This is a genomic window from uncultured Umboniibacter sp. (assembly GCF_947497555.1).
In the GTDB taxonomy this organism is placed as follows: Bacteria; Pseudomonadota; Gammaproteobacteria; order Pseudomonadales; family DSM-25080; genus Umboniibacter.
This window is the reverse complement of the sequence record NZ_CANMGY010000001.1, coordinates 442618-462792: the sequence shown is the minus strand read 5'-3', so window position 1 is coordinate 462792 and position 20175 is coordinate 442618. Positions and strand designations below refer to the sequence as shown.

The following is a 20175-nucleotide window of genomic DNA, read 5'->3' as shown; positions in this document are numbered from 1 at the left end:
TATCTCAACGTTCCAGTTGGTAAAGCGCTGTCTCAGCGAAAAAGTTAGGCCAGAGTCGGGATAGTATGCCGCCGGTTTTTGTGGCGCCATCACCTGATATCATTGCTTTGGCCGAAATTCGATAGTTGTTTTCGCGACAAAAGTCTTCAAAGTCACTCACGGTAAAGAAGTGAATGTTAGGCGTGTCGTACCAAGAGTAAGGCATATAGTCCGATACTGGCATTCGCCCCTTTAACGCTAAGTATAGCCTAGGACGCCAATGGCCGAAGTTGGGAAAGGTAATGATGCAACGTTTGCCAACGCGCAGCATATCCGCGACCAACTTATCTGGACGATTAACTGCCTGCAATGCCTGAGTCATTACGACGGCATCGAAGCTTTCATTGTCAAAGCGCGAAAGTCCTTTGTTGAGGTCCTGTTCAATGACCGAAATCCCACGCTCAATACACTGTTGAATATTTTGCTCATCGATCTCGAGCCCAAGTCCGTGAATTTGCTTCTGCTGGTGGAGAAATTGAAGGAGCAAACCGTCGCCACAGCCAAGATCCAAAACTCGAGAGCCGCTGTTTAGCCATTCGCCCACCAGAGCGAAATCACGACGAATATTAGTCATGCAAAACCCTCTTCATATAGGCAGATAGAATAGCTTCGTACCGCGAATTCGGAATTAAAAAGGCGTCGTGGCCCTTATCTGACTGTATCTCGGCATAGCTAACGTTCTTACCAGCTTTGATCAGTGCGTCAACAATTTCCTCCGAGCGTTTGGGAGAAAAACGCCAATCAGTGGAAAACGCCAACACGAGGAACTTCGCATTGGTTGCGGCAAACGCCTGTTCGAGTTGATTGTTGAAATCTCGAGCTAAATCGAAGAAGTCGAGGACGCGAGTTAGCAAGACATAGCTATTGGCGTCGAATCGATTAGCGAAGCCACTGCCCTGATGTTGTAGGTAGCTCTCCACCTGGAATTGGATATCATCACCCTGTCCCAGCGCAAAGCTACCCTTGCGGAGTTCACGGCCGAATCGCTGATTCATTCCGTCGCCAGAAAGGTAAGTCACGTGACCAATCATACGCGCGAGCGCCACGCCGGTTTCAGGCTTAGCGCCTTTAGCTTTGAACTGACCATGATGAAACGACGGATCGGCTTTTATCGCCTGACGAGCCAATTCATTAAACGCGATATTCTGTGCTGTGAGGTGGCTAGCAGAAGCGATAACAATGCAGTGGCGTAGTGCATCGGGGTAGTCCACACACCAGCGCATGGCTTGCATGCCGCCTAAGCTTCCACCGACGACTGCGGCCCATTGGGAAATACCGAGTTGGCCCATCAGCCAATGTTGGCACTTAACCCAATCACGAACACGAAGGCTCGGGAATTGCTCTGCCCAGGGCTCGCTCGTTGCGGAGTTTAAACTCGCTGGCCCGGTACTACCATTGCAGCCGCCGATATTATTGACACCTACGACGAAGAATTGGTTGGTATCAATAGCTTTGCCGGGCCCTACGTAGTCACTCCACCATCCGGATTTATCATCCTCGGCAGAATACTTTCCCGTAACATGTTGGTTACCGGTCAGTGCGTGACAAATCAAAATAGCGTTGCTAGCTGACGCGTTAAGTTCGCCGTAGGTCTGCACGGCGAGACGATAACTCTCTAACTTACCACCATTGGCGAGCTCTAATACGTCGTTATGCTCGAAGAACTGATCGTGAACAATTAGGGATTGAGTAGCCAAAGCTTAGCCTTAAATGAGTGCTATCGAAGTATTTGTCTAGCGGATCCAGCCAAACACGCCACCGATCATTCCAACGCCTGATGCCACATTATAGAGTAGCCCTTCACCAATAATGATGATCAAAAAGGCGATGATTGGACTGAGGTCTATCCCGCCGGTAGCAGGCATCAGCCGGCGGATTGGCGCGGTTATTCCATGGCCTATTTGCATTACCAACTGAGCGGCAGGATGGCTATGAGTAGCAGGGATCCAGCTGAGAATGACGGTGATTAAGAGAATCCACCAGAGCATTTTCACGATAAGTAACGGCAGAGCAATGGCCGCCCAAGCAATTTGCTTCGCGAAATCTAAACCGATTCCATTGACTAGGCTGACCACGCAGCCCATGACTAAGGTCAGCACGAGTGCTAACACAACCGAGGCAGAGTCAACAGGCCCTAGCGGCGGGATCAGTCGGCGCAACGGGGTAAGCAGCGGGCTCGTCGCAGTCATCACAGTTTGTGCCAGCGGGTTGTAATAGTCCGCTTTAGCTAATTGCATCAGCAAGCGAACTACGACTAAGCCGATGAAGAGCGTACCTAGCGTATGAACAATTAGGGTAATGATGTCTGCGAAGGACATGGTTATTCTCCGTGCTTTAGTTGAAACAACTCGGCCATTTCGTGGGCTCGTTGTCTGCAGTCTATCATGGCTGAAGCAACGATGCCGTGCAGATTTTCCGAAGTAAAACGGTCAATGGCCTGCGCGGTGGTGCCCCCTGGACTCGTTACCTTGCGGCGCAGCTCAGCAGGCTCATCTTCACTGCTTATGGCCATGCGCGCGGCGCCTAGCGCAGTTTGCTTAACCATAGCCGCCGCGTCTTCGGGGCGTAGCCCCTGGGAAATTGCTGCATTAATCATCGCCTCCATGAAGAGAAAGAAATAGGCGGGAGCGGAGCCCGCTGCCGCGATAACTGAGTCAATCTCCGCTTCGGTTTGGCAGGTGTGAACTAGGCCAAGTGGGTGGAATAGCTGGGCAACCGTTGAACGATCTTCCTCGCTACAGTTACTACTATAAAACACGCCCGAAACGCCTGTCTTGACCAGGCATGGGGTATTCGGCATGACACGGCAAATGGCATTGTTGGGGAGAAAGTGCTCATAGTTCTTAAGCGGCACGCCAGCGGCGACAGTAATCACCAGTGCATTCTCTGGGATATTCGCGGCGAGCGCGGCGAGCAGGTCATTCATATGTACTGGTTTAACACCTAGTACTACAACACTGGCTCCCGCTACGGCCGTCATGTTATCCGCGCTGGTATTCAGGCCTTTGGCTGCCCATTGCGCGCGTTTGTGTTCACTCCGGTTGGTTGCCCATAGCGTTGTTGGGGGAATACCTGCCGAGAGCATTCCCTCGATAATGGCACCACTCATATTGCCGGCACCGATAAAAACGATTTTATTCATGCGTTATCCCCTGGGTAATCACGTGCACCAAATATATCGGTGCCGACTCGAACCATAGTGCTCCCCGCGTTAATCGCCAGTTCAAGATCTGCGGACATTCCCATGGAGAGAGTGTCTAGCTGCGGAGCGTGGTCCGGGAAATGTTGCTGGAGTTGCTTCAGCAGCTGGCTGAGGCGATTAAAACTGTCTTGTGTGTGTTTTGCACTCGCTTTAGCGGTCGGGATCGCCATGAGGCCGCGCAGCGTTAGCGCTTCAAGCGCCATGATGTGCTCCACAAGCGAGCCAAGTTCGTTTTTATCCACGCCGGCTTTCGATGCCTCGTTGTCGATATTAACCTGAATGCAGACATTAAGCGGGAGCATGTGATCTGGACGTTGATCGTTGAGTCGCGTGGCAATCTTCTTTCGGTCGACGGTATGGACCCAATCCGCTCGTTCCGCTACCGGACGAGTTTTGTTGCTCTGAAGCGGGCCTATGAAGTGCCAGCAGAGTTCAAGTGCAGCTAACGCATCAACCTTTTCGACAAATTCCTGCACGTAGTTTTCGCCAAAGTGGGTCTGCTCGCAAGCCGCTGCCTCGCGAATAGCGCTTTGCGGTTTCGTCTTACTGACGGCCAGAATGAGGACTGCGTCGTCTTTTCGACCGCTATTTTGTGATGCAAGTTGTACTCGATGCCTCACAGTGGCTATATTGGTGGCAATCATAGTCATAATTTAGGGCGTCTTTATCAATGGACATTACTGAACTCCTCGCCTTTTCCAATAAGCAAGGGGCATCTGATTTACACCTTTCGGCAGGTTTGCCGCCAATGATTCGTGTGGACGGCGATGTACGCCGTATTAATCTTCCGCCAATGGATCATAAAGCAGTTCATAGTTTGATCTATGAAATTATGAATGACAAGCAGCGCAAGGATTTTGAAGAATTTCTGGAAACTGACTTTTCCTTTGAAGTGCCAGGCGTGGCACGATTCCGTGTTAATGCGTTTAATCATAATCGCGGATCGGGTGCGGTATTTCGTACGATTCCCTCTAAGGTATTAACCATGGAAGACTTAGGCATGGGTCAGGTTTTCCGTGATATCTCCATGATTCCCCGCGGTATTTGTTTGGTGACGGGGCCCACGGGCTCAGGAAAATCAACTACCCTAGCCGCAATGCTCGACTATATTAATGATAATAAGTACGAGCATATTCTCACGATTGAGGATCCTATCGAATTTGTTCACCAATCGAAGAAATGCTTGGTGAACCAGCGAGAAGTTCACCGCGATACCTTAGGCTTCAATGAAGCGCTTAGATCGGCATTACGAGAAGATCCCGATATTATTCTAGTTGGTGAGATGCGTGATCTAGAAACTATTCGCTTAGCACTTACCGCAGCGGAGACCGGACACATGGTCTTCGGAACCCTGCACACGAGCTCTGCTGCCAAAACCATTGACCGAATTGTGGATGTGTTCCCAGCCGAAGAAAAATCGATGGTTCGTTCAATGTTATCTGAATCACTACAGGCGGTTGTTTCACAAACATTGCTGAAGAAAGTCGGCGGTGGGCGAGTAGCTTGTCATGAAATTATGCGTGGCACACCTGCCATTCGAAATCTAATTCGTGAAGACAAAATCGCCCAGATGTATTCAGCTATTCAAACTGGTGGCTCAGTTGGAATGCAGACCTTAGATCAGGGTTTACAGGACTTAGTAGCGCGTAATTTGATTACTCGCGAAAATGCTCGAGAAAAAGCCAAAGTGCCGGAAAATTTCTAAGGTGGAAGTATGACAGAATTTGATCGCATGTTGGCCTACATGACAAAGAAAAAGGCCTCGGATCTTTTCATAACTTCGGGTTGTGCGCCGTCGGTTAAATTAAACGGTAAGTTATCACCGATTGCCAAACAGATCCTATCTGCCGAGCAGTCCAAAGCGCTGGTTCTCAGTGTGATGAATCAAGAGCAGCGCGAGGAGTTCCTCGAGCATCGTGAGCTTAATTTCGCTATTGCCAGAGATAATATTGGCCGTTTTCGAGTTAGCGCTTTTTATCAGCGTAACGATGTGGGCATGGTGCTTCGGCGTATCGAAACCGAGATACCCTCGGTAGCGGGACTTAGCTTACCATCAGTGATCAAAGATCTGGCCATGACCAAGCGTGGCCTAGTTATCTTTGTGGGAGCCACCGGAACAGGTAAGTCGACCTCATTGGCTGCGATGATTGGCCATCGAAATGAAAACTCCCATGGTCATATTATTTCAATTGAAGATCCTATTGAATTCGTCCATCCGCACAAAGGCTGCATCGTGACTCAGCGCGAAGTAGGAATTGATACCGAGTCATACGAAGTAGCGCTAAAGAACACGCTCCGACAGGCGCCTGACGTTATTATGATTGGTGAGATTCGCTCTCGCGAAACGATGGATCATGCTATTGCATTTGCCGAGACAGGTCATTTGTGTCTAGCTACGCTTCACGCTAACAATGCGAACCAAGCGTTAGATCGAATATTGCACTTTTTCCCCGCAGACCGACACAGTCAGCTGTGGATGGATTTGAGTCTAAACCTACGTGGGATTGTGGCGCAGCAGTTAATTCCTACCCCCGATGGTGGGGGGCGTCGCGCCGCGCTTGAGGTGTTGTTAAACACACCATTAGTAGCAGATCTAATACGTAAGGGTGAGGTAGCTGAACTCAAGCCCGTGATGAGTAAGTCTCGTGAATTGGGAATGCAGACATTCGATCAAGCTTTGTTTGACCTCTATGATCAAGGCGAGATTACTTATGAAGATGCGCTTGCGTGTGCGGATAGTCCGAATGACCTTCGTCTACTAATCAAACTGCAATCCGAATCGAGCGCGGAAGATCTTAATTCGGCTGCCAGTGAATTCAGCCTTCTCCATACGGATGATAAAAACAACCGATTCTGATTAGTGTTGTTTGCTTAGCCAGCCCTCTAGAATCATTCGGGCGGCGATAGAGTCAACGGGGTTTGTTTTGTAGCTACCCCTACGGCCCCTTAAATGTGCCTCGTGCTTCGCTTCGCGTGTGGTAAGGCGTTCATCTGCCATTTCAACAGGAAGCTTAAATCGCCCGTTGAGACGGTTGCCAAAGCGTCTAGCAGACTGACACATCTCAGATTCTGAGCCATCCATGTTTAATGGCAACCCCACTATTAGAGTGTGTGGCTGCCATTCATTAATTAATGCTTCCATTTCCGCCCAATGTGGGGCGCCGTTCACTGCACTGAGGGGTTTCAGTTCGCTCGCAGTCCCGGAAATAGTCTGACCTACGGCACAGCCGATGGAGCGCATGCCAAAATCGAAGGCGAGTACGAGTTGGTTGCTCATTGGATAGGTTTGTTGCTCATTAGCAGGTTGAGGTCAATCCCGAGAAGCGCTTCGGCGCGTTTGCGCCGTTCACTAGAGCGGGTGTTAAATAGTACTTGGCGACTCAGTGGTAGGCACATCCAGTCATCGGCAAGGATTTCGGCCTCGAGCTGCCCAGCCTCCCAACTAGCATAGCCTAATATCACTAGGGATTGGCGAGGACCTAGGTTACGAGAAATATCTTCCAAAATAGTTTGGCTGGTGGTGAGAAACACCTCTTTGCCAAGATCGATAGTGTGCTCCCAATTCTTACCTCCCGAGTGGAGGATAAAGCCGCGCTCAAGTCCCAACGGCCCACCCTGGTAGACAGGTTTTTCGGCACTTTTGTTGTCTGCAGACAAGTCGAGGTCGACCAATAGCTCGCCAAGATTATGGCTGGATGGTTTATTGATTATCAAGCCAAATGCGCCATCGTCATTGTGTTCACAGACCAGTACTAGGGCGTCTTGGAAAATACCGTCACTAATTTTCGGCGTCGCAACTAAAAACTGTTGTGCTAAAGAGTTTTTCATACTGTTACCTGCTAAAACCTATTGTGTCCCCAAACGACCAGTGGGTTCAAAGCGCCATGTTCGAATAATGTCAAGTTGATCAGTAGAGCTACGAATAGCGTCTGGAAATGGCGGATAAGGCGCTGCTTCGCGGACGATATCAATGGCTGCTTGGTCCAGCACTTGGACTCCAGAGGACTGAAGAAGTTCGACACTTTGCAGCGAACCATTAGCCAGTACACTAACTTTCAGGCGGAGACTACCGAATAACCTCCTAGCTCTTGCCTCTGAGGGATAGTGAGTGTTGCCATAATCTTCTACCTGCTGGCGCCAGCGTTCGAGATAGGCTGCGTCGGCCGCCGCTTTGGTAGACACCGCCGTAAGTGTTCTAACTCGAGGGCGATTAGCATAGAGCTGCTGGAGTTCGTGCACCCTAGCTTCTAAGACCGCGATTTGAGGGGATAGAGAGCCGTCTCCAGACTGAGGGTCGTCGGAGGGCATTGGAGCAGCCTCTGTAGGCAGCAGCATGATTAAGCTAGCACTCTGCTGCCAAGCTTTACTGAGCTGAGCTTGTGTGTCAGCTAACTGTCCAGCATGCAGATCGTTGGCGTCGCCGTGATCGGCTATTTGCTGCAGTTGGGCGGAGTTAAGCTCTAGCACCTCATCCTCGGACCCGGAACCCTGTTGCGAGGCCTGAGCGAGGAAGTCGGCTTCGTTTGGGTTATCCTCGTTTCGCACCGCCACGGTCACTCTCATTTGCGAGCTATCTAGCGAGTGCTCAGGCGCGCTAATGTGAATGCCGAAAATAAGTGCGGCATGCACAATTGCGGCGATAAACACAGTGAAGCCTAGGCGATCGCCGGCGCCAATTTGTGGGGATGTAGCTGCCATCTCGCTCCTAGAGCTCTCGGTTCTGTTCAATTGCAATAATCAGCTTATCGGCAATATTGATGTCATAACTGGCTTCAATCTCGCGTAAGCAGGTTGGGCTGGTAACATTAATCTCGGTCAAATAGTCGCCGATTACATCCAAGCCAACAAATAATAACCCTTTTTCTACCAGCGAGGGCGCGACTTGGCTCGCAATCCAGTGATCTCGTTCAGAAAGAGGCTGCGCTACCCCAGTTCCGCCGGCGGCTAGATTGCCACGTAGTTCGCCCTGACTTGGTAGCCGTGCTAACGCATAGGGGATTACCTCCCCGTTAACAATTAGAATACGTTTGTCTCCCTGTTTAATCTCCGGCAAATAGCGCTGCGCCATAATGGGAGTTTTGCCATGTTCAGTGAGGGTTTCCAGAACAACACCAATGTTAGAATCGCCTTCCTTGATGCGAAAAATACCACTACCCCCCATGCCATCAAGTGGTTTAAAGATAGTGTCGCCCTGTTGCGCATGAAATGCTCGCAACTGTTTTGCGCTAGCGGCAACCATTACAGGTGGGCAGCATTGTGGAAACCAGGTAGCGAATAGCTTTTCGTTGCAGTCGCGTAGGCTCTGTGGCCGGTTGACAATTAGCGTGCCCTCGCGCTCAGCCATTTCAAGCAGATAGGTGGCATAGATGAAGTTCATATCAAAGGGCGGGTCTTTGCGCATTAGCACGGCATCGACGTCCGCGAGTGGACGTGTTACTTCGGGGCCTAATTCGTAGAAATGCTCCGGATTCTCGAAGACTGATAATGGCTGCATACTTGCCATTGCTCGGCCTTCAGCGAGAAAAAGGTCTTCGGGCGTTAGGTACCAAAGTTTGTGGCCACGAGCTTGTGCGCTCCATAGGAGTGCAAGGCTAGTGTCTTTTTTGAAATTGATCTTGTCTATAGGGTCCATGACAATGGCGATATGTAGACTCATGCGGTCCTCACTGTTAAGTAGTGCTCACTTTCGCTGCATAATGCCAGCGATTCTTGGTGCTGTTTAATAATTGAGTAGCTTGTTTCTAGATTAACACGTAAAAATCTGTTAAAAGATAGGTAATCATAAGAGGTTAGTAAAAACCCTCAGTTCTAGCATTATAGAAAACAAGGATCTTACCATGAGCGTAAGTTTAGAAAACGTTAAGGTCATGGTCATTGACGATAGTAAAACCATTCGCCGTACCGCGGAGACACTTCTTGCTAAAGCAGGTTGTGAGGTAATTACTGCGGTTGATGGCTTTGACGCGCTGGCCAAAATTGCTGACAGTCGCCCAGATATCATTTTCGTAGATATTATGATGCCTCGCTTAGATGGCTATCAAACCTGTGCCCTGATAAAGAATAACAGTGAGTTCAAAGGGACGCCTGTGATCATGTTGTCATCGAAAGATGGCTTGTTTGATAAAGCCAAAGGAAGAATTGTAGGTTCAGATGAATATCTAACTAAGCCCTTTGGCAAAAGTGAACTGATGAATGCGATTCAATCGCACATCAACCCAACCGAGAAGTCAGCTTAAGCTGAACCGTATTACCGATAAGAGAATTGCATTGTGGCTAAGATTTTAATTGTAGATGACTCCCCCACGGAAACTTATAGATTCCGCCAGGTTCTTGAGAAGGCTGGACACGAAGTATTAGAGGCGCACTCCGGAGAGGATGGCGTGAAAATGACCAAAGCTAACTTCGTGGACTTGGTGTTAATGGATGTGGTTATGCCAGGGCTAAACGGCTTTCAGGCAACCCGTCAATTGTCAAAAGATGCCGCGACTTCGGAAGTGCCGGTGATAATCGTGACCACCAAAGATCAGGAAACTGATCGAGTATGGGGTAAGCGTCAGGGTGCAGTGGGCTATTTGACTAAGCCCGTCACCGATTCGGTTCTGTTGAAAGCGGCAGAACGAGTGCTTGCCGGCGAAGTGCTGGTTTAGGCGTCTTATGAGCACAGATACCGCTGCCTTCGATAGCCTCCTTTCCGTAGCACAGCACAGTCTCAGGCACGCTGCGGGCTTGCCGGCTCAGATAGAGCGTCGCACCTATTGGAGCGGTGTGGGCTTTGAGCTAATGGGTGAGCGCATTGTAGTGGCCATTGATGATGTGGTTGAAACCTTAGAACTACCGGCTCTCACACGTCTCCCTGGGGTGCAACCTTGGGTCCGTGGGGTCGCTAACGTTCGAGGTCGACTACTGCCAATTACTGATCTTGCAATATTGCTTGGTGGCGAGCGAAGAAAAGGCGCGAAGAATCGTGTTCTAGTCGTCGAGCAAGGTGAATTATTTGCAGGTTTGTTAGTAGATGATGTATTCGGCATTCAGCATTTTCCGGAAGATGAAATCCTTGGGGAAAGTGGTGAAAACGAGCGGCTTAAACCCTTTGTTATTGGCGCTTATGCCGCAAAAGATAGCATTTGGTCGGTGTGCTCGATGGAAGAAATTCTCAGTAAGTCAAATTTTATGAGTGCTGATCAGCGCTCGATATTAACGATTAATAATAACGAGCCGTCGTAATCGACGTGCAATTTGTTAAGTAAAGGCGAGGCGACGCCAGGAGCTTAAAATGAGGAAACAGAGTACTGGAGCAGGCAAGGGTCAATTAATTGGCTTAGTAAGCTTCCTGTTGGTAATTGTCTTAGGTGGGGTAGGCTTTGGCTTCTTCATGCTAGGTGAATATGAACGTCAAGATGCGGCAGCTCGTCAACAGTTGGCAGACTTACGTGCCGACTCGTTGGCCTTGGTTGTGGCATCGCAGGACTCGTTGGCGGGCCAAGAAGACGCGTTTTTGCGCTTGTCAGGCTCCTCGCAGTCGCTGAACCGTAACTGGCAGGGTTTGCGCGATAAGCTAGCGGCTCAAAACGTTAATGCCGAGCAGCTAACGCTAGTCTCTCAAAACGCAGACACGATTTACACCGCGGCGACCGCACTTGACGCTAACCGCGATACCATCTTGTTCCTCCACCAGGTTGCCTCGCGTTTGAATGAAACCATTCCTATTCTTCAGCAGGAATACAACAACGTTGTTGAGTCATTGCTTGAGGAAGGGAATGATGCGCAGCAGGTTGCTCTGGCTCAGATGCAATCTTGGCGAGCGGAGCGTATTGCACGTAACGTTGATAAAATGCTGGCGGGTACTGCCGATGCTGATGAAGCGGCTGACGTTTTTAACTACGATGCAAGTCTGTTTGGTGAGGTTCTAAATGCGCAGTTAGAAGGTAGTATTGCCTTGGGCATTGCACCCATCGAAGATGAGTTCGCACGCGAGTCTCTTGTCGAAATTCTAAGCTTGTTCTCGTTCGTAGATGAGTCAGTTGATGAAATTTTTGCTGCGACTCCGGCGCTTCTAGAATCTCGATCTGCCGGTGCAGATGTTTTGAATACGTCGCCGACATTCCAGACCCAACTTGATGAGTTAAATACCATCATCAATGCTCTGAGCGGTATGCGCGACATCAACCAACAGATGGTGACCATTGCGGCAGCGATTGCTGTAGGTTTGATGATGTTGATCGCCCTACTTTACAACCGCCGAAGCGCTGATCGCACTGCGACCGTTGAGCGTGAAAACGAACGTAACCAGAATGCGATTCTACGATTACTCGATGAGCTAGCTGACTTGGCTGAAGGTGATTTGACCACCACAGCAACGGTAACCGAGGACTTTACTGGCACCATTGCTGACTCCATCAACTACACCATTGACCAATTACGCGAGCTTGTTACTCGAATTAACAACACTGCAACACGAGTAACCAGCGCGGCTCAGACTACTCGAGCAACTGCCTTAACGCTTGCTGAAGCGTCGGATCACCAGGCCCAGGAAATTGCGGGTGCATCGGCTGCAGTAAACGAGATGGCGGTAACCATTGACCAAGTATCAGCTAACGCGGCTGAGTCCGCGGGTGTTGCGGAGCGATCAGTATCGATCGCAGCAAACGGTGCCGAGGTTGTACAGAGCACCATTTCTGGAATGGATAACATTCGTGAACAGATTCAGGAATCTTCGAAGCGTATTAAGCGACTTGGTGAATCGTCACAGGAAATTGGTGATATCGTATCCTTGATTAACGATATTGCGGACCAGACCAACATTCTAGCTTTGAACGCTGCAATTCAGGCATCGATGGCGGGTGAAGCTGGTCGAGGCTTCGCGGTTGTTGCGGATGAGGTTCAGCGACTAGCAGAACGTTCAGCAAACGCAACCAAGCAGATTGAAGGCCTAGTTAAAACAATTCAGAATGATACTAATGAAGCGGTTGTTTCGATGGAGCAAACTACTGCAGAAGTAGTTAACGGTGCTACCTTAGCGGAGCGAGCTGGTGTTTCACTCGAAGAGATCGAGAACGTATCGTCGAACTTGGCTGAATTGATTCAGAATATTTCTAACGCAGCGCGTCAGCAGGCTGCATCTGCAGGTCATATTTCGACTACCATGAACGTGATTCAGGAAATTACAGTACAGACTTCGCAGGGTACGAGTGATGCGGCAGACTCGATTGGACAGCTAGCAGAAATGGCCGTTGAGTTACAAGATTCGGTGGCAGGCTTCAAGCTCCCGAGTGATGTGGCGGAAGATGTTTCTGAAGATGCTATTGATGAATTGATCGATCTTGCAGATGAAGAGTCACCCGTTCCAACCACCGTTGGTTAAGGGTTGAGTCTAAGTTTTGACGGATATTGATATTGCGCGGTGGGAGGAATACCTCGAGCACCGAACTGGGGTATTCCTTAGCGCCCGTTCCGCGCATGTCAAAGGTGCGGTAAAGCGGCGAATTGCAGCCTCGGATGCGGCACATGAAGATGCATACTGGGAGTTGATGCAAGGGCCCGGAGCGGCATTAGAGTGGTCGCTTCTGGTTGATGAGCTTGTCGTTAAGGATACGCGCTTTTTTCGTCATCGTGCATCGTTTGAATTTCTACGCGAGCACATTAATGGGCGATTAGCAGAGGGGTCTATTGGTTCGCTCTATAGCCTCTGGAGTGTCGGTTGTTCTTCTGGCGAGGAAGCGTGGTCACTGGCAATGGTAGCCAATGATTGCTTCAATCTTGCGGTTGAGCACGACGGATACTTTGCAGTCCAGGGAACTGACGTCAGTATGCAGGCAATTAGCCAGAGTCGAGACGGCGATTATGGACAGCAGCAGGTGGCACAGCTAACGACGGGAGAGCGTAAGCGTTATTTGGAATCGATCGATCGGCGCTACCGAGTCAAGCCAGAACTGCGACAGCGCGTGGCGTTCAACGTGGGTAATATTATTGAAATGAGCAGAGATGGCCTCAAATATGACGTCCTGTTCTGTCAGAATCTATTGGTTTACTTCCGTAAGTGGAGACGCCGTCGAGTGCTAGATCTAATGGTCTCGAGAATGAACGTTAAAGGATTGTTAATCATTGGTCCCGGAGAGATGACTCAATGGCAACATCCGAAGTTACAATTCGTTGGTAAGGGTGATGTTGTCGCTTACCAAAAAATAATAGAATAAAAAAGGTAGATGTTATGGCGGTTGACCGTAACTTCACAGCACTGGATTGGATTTCATCCGAACTAGACGAAGTACTAAATGCTGCAACACAGTCATTAAACCAATGGCTACAAAAGACAGACGATGAAGCTCAACTTCGCTTTTGCCTGAGCTACTTACACCAATCTGCCGCTAGCTTACGAATGGTAGAGTGCTATGGTGTCGCGGTTTTAGCAGAGGAGCTAGAACTGCTTTGTCATGCGATTATCACCAGCCGTGTAGCTGAAGTTAGTCGTGCAACCAGCGTTCTCCGCAAGGGAATTGAAAGCTTACCTGTTTTCGTCAAGGCTGCTGTTGCAGAACGCGCAGATGATCCTTTGCCACTATTGCCTATCCTTAATGATATTCGTGCAGTTAGGTCACATAACCTGTTCAGCGAAACGCCAATATTCCTCCCAAATCTTGCACCACTAGAGACTGCGTCGACGAGTCATGTTGAGCCGAAGTTTGATGAAGCTACACTCAAGGGCGCAATCACCAAGCTTCGGAAGATGTATCAATATGCATTACTTGCATTATTGCGAAAACAAGATCAAGAAAAGGCGGCTACTTATTTAGTTGAAGTGACACTTCGAGTCTCAACCATTACTAAACAGACATCGGTTGAACCGATTTGGGATCTGGCTTACCTGCTTGCTTGCCGACTCAAGGAAGGCGAGGCAAAACCCTCTGATGCTTTGCTATTCGTGCTTCGGCAGCTTGATCGACACCTTAAGTTCATTGAACAGCACGGTGCGAGAGCACTCATCGAGATGGCGCCGCGTGGCCTAATTAAAAATCTCTTGTACGAAGTTGCAATGCTTAGCAGCTCGGCTGATCACGTTAAAGCGGTTCGCAAGCGATATGGCCTTGCAACGGCTCTGCCACGTCTCGAGGTGGACGCAGACTCTGGGAATGCTTGGCCTGTGCTAAGCGCAGTTGATCGTCTGCGAATTGTCGCCGCGATTCGCCTCGAGCTGAACGATGCTAGACGCACCTCAGAGCAATTTAATCACGTTGCTCAAACGGGTAATCAGCGACGCCTCATAGGATCGTTGCGTCGCGCCACCGACGCGCTTTCTCTTTTAGGTGAAGGCAAGTACTCGGGGCAGCTTGAAGCGCTTCTGCGAAATATCGTTAGCGATGAGGTGAGTGACTATTCATTCGCTATTAGAACCATAGACAAAGTCCTAGAGCAGCTTCTCAAAATTGAGGCTGGGCGGCCTACCGAAGAATCGGTAGAACGCGATGCTCAGCAGTATCGAGCAGTCGATGAAGCGCTCACTGGACTGGAAAGCTGTAAAGAGGCGATCAGCGAATTTATCGCTCAACAATTTAACCCGGCCGCCATCGGACCGGTTCCTAAACTCCTGACCGATGCCCGGTTTTGCCTGGAAGCTGCTGAGGAGTTGGATGCAGCCCGAGTACTCGGCGCGTTAGCGCGATATGCGAAGGAGCGACTCGCCCGTGGCGATCGGGTTGAGTGGAGCGAGCTTGATACATTGGCAAGCGCAATCACCGCGGTTGAGTACCTCGTTGAGAGTATCAATATCTCGGGGGCCGAACGCGAACGTCTCACGCTTCAAGCACAGAACGATGTCGCTAAATTGGGTTATGCGGTAGCTCCCGTATCATCGACTATTGATTTATCGAAGCCACCTATAGATACCAATGATATCCCCCAAATAGTTGCGTCTACCGATATTGAGTCAGACGTTTCGTCAATGCCTGAAAAGCCCGATGACGAAGGCACTTCCGAAGCGATCACCTCTTCGAGAAATGAAGCGGCAGGGACGGTAGCGCGCCCCGATATTGATGAAGAGATACTCGAAATATTCTTAGAAGAAGTTGAAGAGGTGCTTGCGCACATTGATGTCCATTTTGCCCTGTGGTGCGCGGATCGGAGTGATCGTAGTGCACTCACTGAGTTTCGACGTGCCTTCCATACGTTGAAAGGAAGCGGCCGAATGGTGGGTGCGCAATCACTCGGCGACGTAGCCTGGGCCGTAGAGGACTATTTAAATCGTCTCCTAGATGGTGGCGTAGTCGCGTCCGACCCGGGAATTAAACTTATTCAAAGTGTTCGTGAGCTAGCGCCGCATTTGGTATCCGCCTTTGCAACGGTTCAACCAGACCCAGCTGTTGAATTGCAAGAACGTCTGATTAAAGCAGCCGCTAGCCTCAAGGAAGGAAATTTAGATGCTGCAGCGAAATTGCTGGCTATTGAATCCGACGTGCAGGTTTCTGATGCAGGCTTAGCCGCGGAACTCACCGTAGAGATCGATCACGAGCTTATTGAAATTTTTGTTGCCGAGGCTGAACTCCATCTCGGTGCGATTAAGGATTTCGTGGCTGAGGTTCGCAAAAATGAGCCGCTTGAATATGTTCCAATCGAAGATGTACGTCGAGCGCTTCATACCCTAAAGGGTTCGGCATACATGTCTGATCTCAAAGAGTTGGCGGAGATTGCCGCGCCTGTGGAGCGTTTGACGAAGGCATTGATAGCACACCAAATTAAGGTTGATAAGTCATACACTGACCTACTTGCCGGCGTCGTGACGACAATTGAAGCGTTAATTCCAGAGGTCGTGGCGGGTAACTCAGTTGCTAATTTAATTGATCAGGATGCGTTATTCGCAATGATCGAAGGGCTTCATGATCGTTGGGTTGAGCCAATCCTCGGTGGTGCACCCGGACAGTTTCATAGTTCAAATCCCGAGTTTATCGCCCTGATATCTTCGCCAGCGATTGATGCATTATTCGATGCAGAAGAAATCGTTGACGCTTGGGTTGATGAAGGAAGCGATAGCGCTATTCCTAAGTTAGTTGAGTCCACAAAAGCGCTTTATGATCTGTCACTAAAAACCAACGAAGAGGACTTGTCGGGCTTTATGGCGGGCCTTATTGCCTTGCTCGAAGATCACAGGCTCTCAAGTAACGATGAAACCACCGTCGTTGGCATTCGCCACCTTTGCGATACTTTGATTGACCGAATTAATCAACTAGTCGCTAGTCAGAAGATGACGTCGATTGACAACGAATTAAAGCTTATTGAGCAATTAGTGTCACGATTAGCACTTTCCGTCGACCGCGCGAAGCCTAGTGAAGATCATACTATTGACGGTGATGCTGACACTGCAGAAACTGAACTCACGCAGTCTGAGGCTCAAGCCCCTCTTGAGGTGGTTGCAGACGATAAGACTCCCGCGAACATCGATGTGGATCTGAGTGGGCGAGACACGCCGAACGAAGACTATCACAGTGCGACAGAGATGGAGCCAGAGGCAAGCAGTGACGCGTCGGAATTAGTCGGCGAGGACAAACCAGCAGACAGTGTCATCGTTATCGAAGAGCAGCCTGTCAGTGAACCTCAAATTTCGGTGCCGACCGAAACTATGGCGAATGAAGAATCAGCTGAACAAATCAACATAGATGTCGAAGCCGCGATGCTCGAAGTTGATGCTGAAATTCTAACCCTGTTCGTCGAAGAAGCAGAAGAGTTAGTCGTATTGTTGGATTCCGCTGCTGAACTTTGGAATCAGGATACTGCTGCGGCTGCGCCTAATGAAGATATTCAGCGCCATTTACATACCTTCAAGGGTAGTGCACGAATGGCCGGCTTAAACGTTGCTGGCGAGATCGCTCACGATCTTGAAAGTTGGCTGATTCAGTACTTTAAAGCCGATGTATCTACTGCGGAGCGCGGAACACTTAGTAAAGCAATTGATCAGCTTAGATATAGCGTCGAGCAGAGTCGAGCCTGGTTGGGTGTTCAAGATTTCAACCTTATTGAGCGCATACTTCACGGTGACCCTAGCTTAGATGCCGTAAAAGCGATTACTTCGGATGAGCAAGCTACCCTCGAGCTAGCAGATGAATCCAATGCAAATGTCAGCGCCGATGACAGTAACCAAGCGTTGAGCAAACTCGTAGAGGGTAATAGTTCGCCAACAGCGAAGCCAGCTACAAGCTTTGCCGACTTGGCTGGTAACACTCAGTTCGAACATAAAGCTCCCCAAGAAGTCGTTCGAGTTTCTTCTACGTTACTCGATGAAATGGTTAACCTTGCCGGTGAGACGAGTATTGCTCGGTCTCGGGTAGAACAACAAGTTACCGATTTTGCTTTCAACCTTGATGAGATGGATAACACCATTGATCGTTTAAGAGAGCAGGTTCGCCGTCTCGATATTGAAACGGAAGCTCAAATTCTATTCCGTCAGGAGCAGTTGGCCGAATTAGCGAGTGTTGAAGGTTTCGATCCACTTGAAATGGACCGATACACTACACTTCAGCAACTATCTCGCTCACTATCCGAGTCAGCGTCGGATCTGCAAGATTTGAAATCGTCATTACTTGATAATGCGCGAGATACGGAAACCCTTCTACTCCAGCAAGGGCGTATTAATACGGACCTACAGGAAGGCTTGATGCGTAGCCGGATGGTTATGTTCTCTCGTCTTGTACCAAGATTAAGGCGCGTAGTTCGACAGGTATCAACGGACTTAGGTAAGCCAGTTAGGCTCGAACTTGGTAACGTTGAAGGCGAGCTCGACCGAAACATGCTGGATAAAATGGTTGGGCCATTGGAGCATATGCTTCGTAATGCGATTGACCATGGTATCGAGAGCGCGGAAAAACGCGCGATTAATGGTAAGGAAGCCGAAGGCGTTATTCGGATATTCATTGCACGCGAGGGTGCTCAAGTTGTCATTGGCTTAGCCGACGATGGCGATGGGATCAATGTTGAGCGTGTTCGTCGTAAGGCAATTGACTCGGGCTTGTTAGCGGATTCTTTGGAGCTCAGCGAGCAAGAAATTTATCAGTTTATTTTCCGCCCTGGATTCTCAACCCGTGACGACGTAAGCCAGGTCTCCGGTCGAGGTGTTGGTCTTGATGTAGTAGCTCAAGAAGTACGTCAGCTAGGTGGCCAGATTGAAGTCTTCTCAGAGCAGGGACAGGGGTCCCAATTCGTAGTCCGTTTACCATTTACGTTATCGGTCAACCGCGCCTTGATGATCTCAGTGGCAGACGATACGTTTGCCCTTCCATTATCGAGTGTTGAGGGCATCGCCCGAATTGAGCCGGCACAATTGAGAGCGCTTTATAACAACCCTGAAGCTAAGTTCAATTTTGCGGATCGTGAATATGACTTACGTTATCTAGGAGAAACCATGGGGCTGTCTGCGCAGCCGCAAAGTATCGATGACACCGGAGCTATTCCGTTGGTTTTAGTTAAGACCGACGATCATCACTTCGCCATGCATGTAGATCAACTTCACGGCTCGCGCGAGATAGTGGTGAAGAGTTTAGGGCCCCAGTTTGCGACGACTCCAGGCCTTAACGGCGCCACTATTCTAGGTGATGGTAAGGTCGTTGTGATTCTTGATTTGGTCGCAATGTTACGAGCTGAGCTTGCTCTTGGATACGAAAAGCACGCCCACGAGCTCCTTGAGAATTCAGTATCAACGAGAGAAACGCCATTGATTATGGTAGTCGATGACTCAGTAACGGTTCGTAAAGTGACTAGTCGACTACTAAACCGAGAAGGATTCGATGTTGTGACGGCTAAAGATGGTGTTGACGCGGTTCGCCAACTCCAAGATGTGGTACCTGACGTTATGCTACTCGATATCGAGATGCCGAATATGGACGGTTTTGAGGTTGCACGAACTGTTAAGACCTCGGTGAGGTTAAAGCATGTGCCAATTATCATGATTACCTCACGTACTGGTGAAAAACACCGTGAGCGAGCTAGAGAAATTGGTGTTGAAGACTATATGGGCAAGCCCTATCAAGAAGATCGCCTACTTGCGCAGATCAGGGAGTTTTTGTCTGAGCGCGCGGGGCTGGCTGAGTTCAATTAATGGAAATGCCGTTGATTGGGTTGCTTGCAAACGATTTGTTGGCGCTATCCAAGCAAAGAGCCATCGCTAAAGCTGCGGGTTTTAAGGTCGCCTTTAGTGCCCAGATAGACGAAGCCTGGCAGCCGAATGCTAGCCAGAAGGGTGTAGACTGTTGGCTGCATGGGGCTGGTAGCGACGAGGCCGAATCACAGGCGGTATTGGTCAGCGATGGCGAATTACCAAGCTTTGAGGCGCGAGGCTTTAATAGTTGGGTTGATAGACTAAAACAGCTTGACCAACATGGGTGCCTGTCGCTGTCCAAGTTGGTCATTGTTGCGGCTTCAACTGGCGGCCCTCAGGTAATTAGTGAGTTACTGACCAGCCTGCCGGTGATCGAAGATACGGCGGTGCTCATTGTTCAGCATCAGTCGGTGGGCGCTGAAACCTCGATGATAGAGCAGTTCTCAAAGACCGGGCCATGGCCAGTTGTAGCCGTTAAGTCTGTGAGTCAACTTCGAGGTGGCAGAGTCTATGTCTTGACCGCCGAGGACAAGGTGAGTTTTAGCCGTAATCTAACATTAGCTCGATCAAGTACCCCATGGAGTGGCCAGTTTTCTCCATCGATTGATCACGTTGTAGGCTCTGTAACAACTCGCTTTCGTGGTGAGTGTTTGGTGATCTATTTAAGCGGGTTGAGTGGTGAAGGCCCCAGCGGAGCGCGTCTCGCTCATGGAGCAGGCGCTACCATTTGGGTTCAGGAACCATCGTCAGCGGTTGCTGACGGAATGATTAACGATGTGAAAGATATTATTCATGTTGATGCACAACTACTTCCCAGCGAGATGGCTGATGCAGTGCTCAATTGGACAAAATAAAGGAG

The 20175-nt window shown here is 49.6% G+C and carries 18 protein-coding genes; 9 read left to right on the top strand and 9 right to left on the bottom strand.

Going from position 1 to position 20175, the window contains the following annotated elements:
- Positions 1–4: 4 nt before the first annotated feature.
- The 5 genes from metW to Q0698_RS01985 are packed head-to-tail and all read right to left on the bottom strand — an operon-like array spanning position 5 to position 3891.
- On the bottom strand, positions 5–604 hold the full coding sequence (metW, locus tag Q0698_RS02005; RefSeq protein ID WP_298633483.1) for a methionine biosynthesis protein MetW: 600 nt from the start codon (positions 602–604) through the stop codon (positions 5–7).
- A gap of 1 nt (position 605) precedes the next feature.
- Positions 606–1736: a homoserine O-acetyltransferase gene (locus tag Q0698_RS02000; RefSeq protein WP_298633203.1), complete on the bottom strand. Its 1131-nt coding sequence runs from the start codon at positions 1734–1736 to the stop codon at positions 606–608.
- A 36-nt stretch (positions 1737–1772) separates the two neighbouring features.
- On the bottom strand, positions 1773–2357 hold the full coding sequence (locus tag Q0698_RS01995) for a YggT family protein (RefSeq protein ID WP_298633202.1): 585 nt from the start codon (positions 2355–2357) through the stop codon (positions 1773–1775).
- Positions 2358–2359: 2 nt separating this feature from the next.
- The gene (gene proC, locus Q0698_RS01990; RefSeq protein ID WP_298633201.1) at positions 2360–3181 is read right to left on the bottom strand and encodes a pyrroline-5-carboxylate reductase; all 822 of its coding nucleotides are present in this window, start codon (positions 3179–3181) and stop codon (positions 2360–2362) included.
- The gene (locus tag Q0698_RS01985; protein WP_298633199.1) at positions 3178–3891 is read right to left on the bottom strand and encodes a YggS family pyridoxal phosphate-dependent enzyme; all 714 of its coding nucleotides are present in this window, start codon (positions 3889–3891) and stop codon (positions 3178–3180) included. The genes proC and Q0698_RS01985 overlap by 4 nt, the downstream gene beginning before the upstream one ends.
- A 20-nt stretch (positions 3892–3911) precedes the next feature.
- Between Q0698_RS01985 and Q0698_RS01980 the strand changes: the two genes are divergently transcribed.
- Positions 3912–4946: a type IV pilus twitching motility protein PilT gene (locus Q0698_RS01980; protein WP_298633198.1), complete on the top strand. Its 1035-nt coding sequence runs from the start codon at positions 3912–3914 to the stop codon at positions 4944–4946.
- A 9-nt stretch (positions 4947–4955) separates the two neighbouring features.
- A complete protein-coding gene (locus Q0698_RS01975) occupies positions 4956–6098 on the top strand; it encodes a PilT/PilU family type 4a pilus ATPase (protein ID WP_298633196.1) in 1143 nt (380 codons plus the stop codon).
- Here the strand turns inward: Q0698_RS01975 and ruvX are convergent, their stop codons facing one another.
- From ruvX to gshB, 4 genes are read right to left on the bottom strand one after another with little or no spacing between them, the layout of a single operon-like run.
- Positions 6099–6518, bottom strand: a complete 420-nt coding sequence (gene ruvX, locus Q0698_RS01970) for a Holliday junction resolvase RuvX (protein ID WP_298633194.1) — start codon at positions 6516–6518, stop codon at positions 6099–6101.
- Positions 6515–7069 carry a YqgE/AlgH family protein gene (locus tag Q0698_RS01965; RefSeq protein WP_298633193.1) on the bottom strand — a complete coding sequence of 185 codons (555 nt, stop codon included), beginning with the start codon at positions 7067–7069 and terminating at the stop codon, positions 6515–6517. Before Q0698_RS01965 ends, ruvX begins: the two co-directional genes overlap by 4 nt.
- 18 nt (positions 7070–7087) lie before the next feature.
- Entirely contained in the window at positions 7088–7939 is an 852-nt protein-coding gene (locus Q0698_RS01960) for an energy transducer TonB (RefSeq protein ID WP_298633192.1), read from the bottom strand.
- Between the two features lie 7 nt (positions 7940–7946).
- Positions 7947–8897 (bottom strand): glutathione synthase, encoded by a 951-nt coding sequence (gshB, locus tag Q0698_RS01955; protein WP_298633191.1) that lies wholly within the window; start codon positions 8895–8897, stop codon positions 7947–7949.
- Positions 8898–9078: 181 nt separating this feature from the next.
- On the opposite strand from gshB, the gene pilG reads away from it, so the two are divergent.
- The 7 genes from pilG to Q0698_RS01920 are packed head-to-tail and all read left to right on the top strand — an operon-like array spanning position 9079 to position 20170.
- Complete coding sequence (pilG, locus tag Q0698_RS01950) at positions 9079–9477, top strand: twitching motility response regulator PilG (protein ID WP_121875571.1); 399 nt, start codon at positions 9079–9081, stop codon at positions 9475–9477.
- Between the two features lie 33 nt (positions 9478–9510).
- The gene (gene pilH, locus Q0698_RS01945; RefSeq protein WP_298633187.1) at positions 9511–9888 is read left to right on the top strand and encodes a twitching motility response regulator PilH; all 378 of its coding nucleotides are present in this window, start codon (positions 9511–9513) and stop codon (positions 9886–9888) included.
- 7 nt (positions 9889–9895) lie between these two features.
- Positions 9896–10465 (top strand): chemotaxis protein CheW, encoded by a 570-nt coding sequence (locus Q0698_RS01940; RefSeq protein ID WP_298633185.1) that lies wholly within the window; start codon positions 9896–9898, stop codon positions 10463–10465.
- Positions 10466–10514: 49 nt separating this feature from the next.
- Entirely contained in the window at positions 10515–12602 is a 2088-nt protein-coding gene (locus Q0698_RS01935) for a methyl-accepting chemotaxis protein (protein ID WP_298633183.1), read from the top strand.
- 16 nt (positions 12603–12618) lie between these two features.
- Complete coding sequence (locus Q0698_RS01930) at positions 12619–13434, top strand: CheR family methyltransferase (protein WP_298633181.1); 816 nt, start codon at positions 12619–12621, stop codon at positions 13432–13434.
- Positions 13435–13448: 14 nt separating this feature from the next.
- The gene (locus tag Q0698_RS01925; RefSeq protein WP_298633180.1) at positions 13449–19316 is read left to right on the top strand and encodes an Hpt domain-containing protein; all 5868 of its coding nucleotides are present in this window, start codon (positions 13449–13451) and stop codon (positions 19314–19316) included.
- The gene (locus Q0698_RS01920) at positions 19316–20170 is read left to right on the top strand and encodes a chemotaxis protein CheB (protein ID WP_298633178.1); all 855 of its coding nucleotides are present in this window, start codon (positions 19316–19318) and stop codon (positions 20168–20170) included. The genes Q0698_RS01925 and Q0698_RS01920 overlap by 1 nt, the downstream gene beginning before the upstream one ends.
- Positions 20171–20175: the final 5 nt, after the last annotated feature.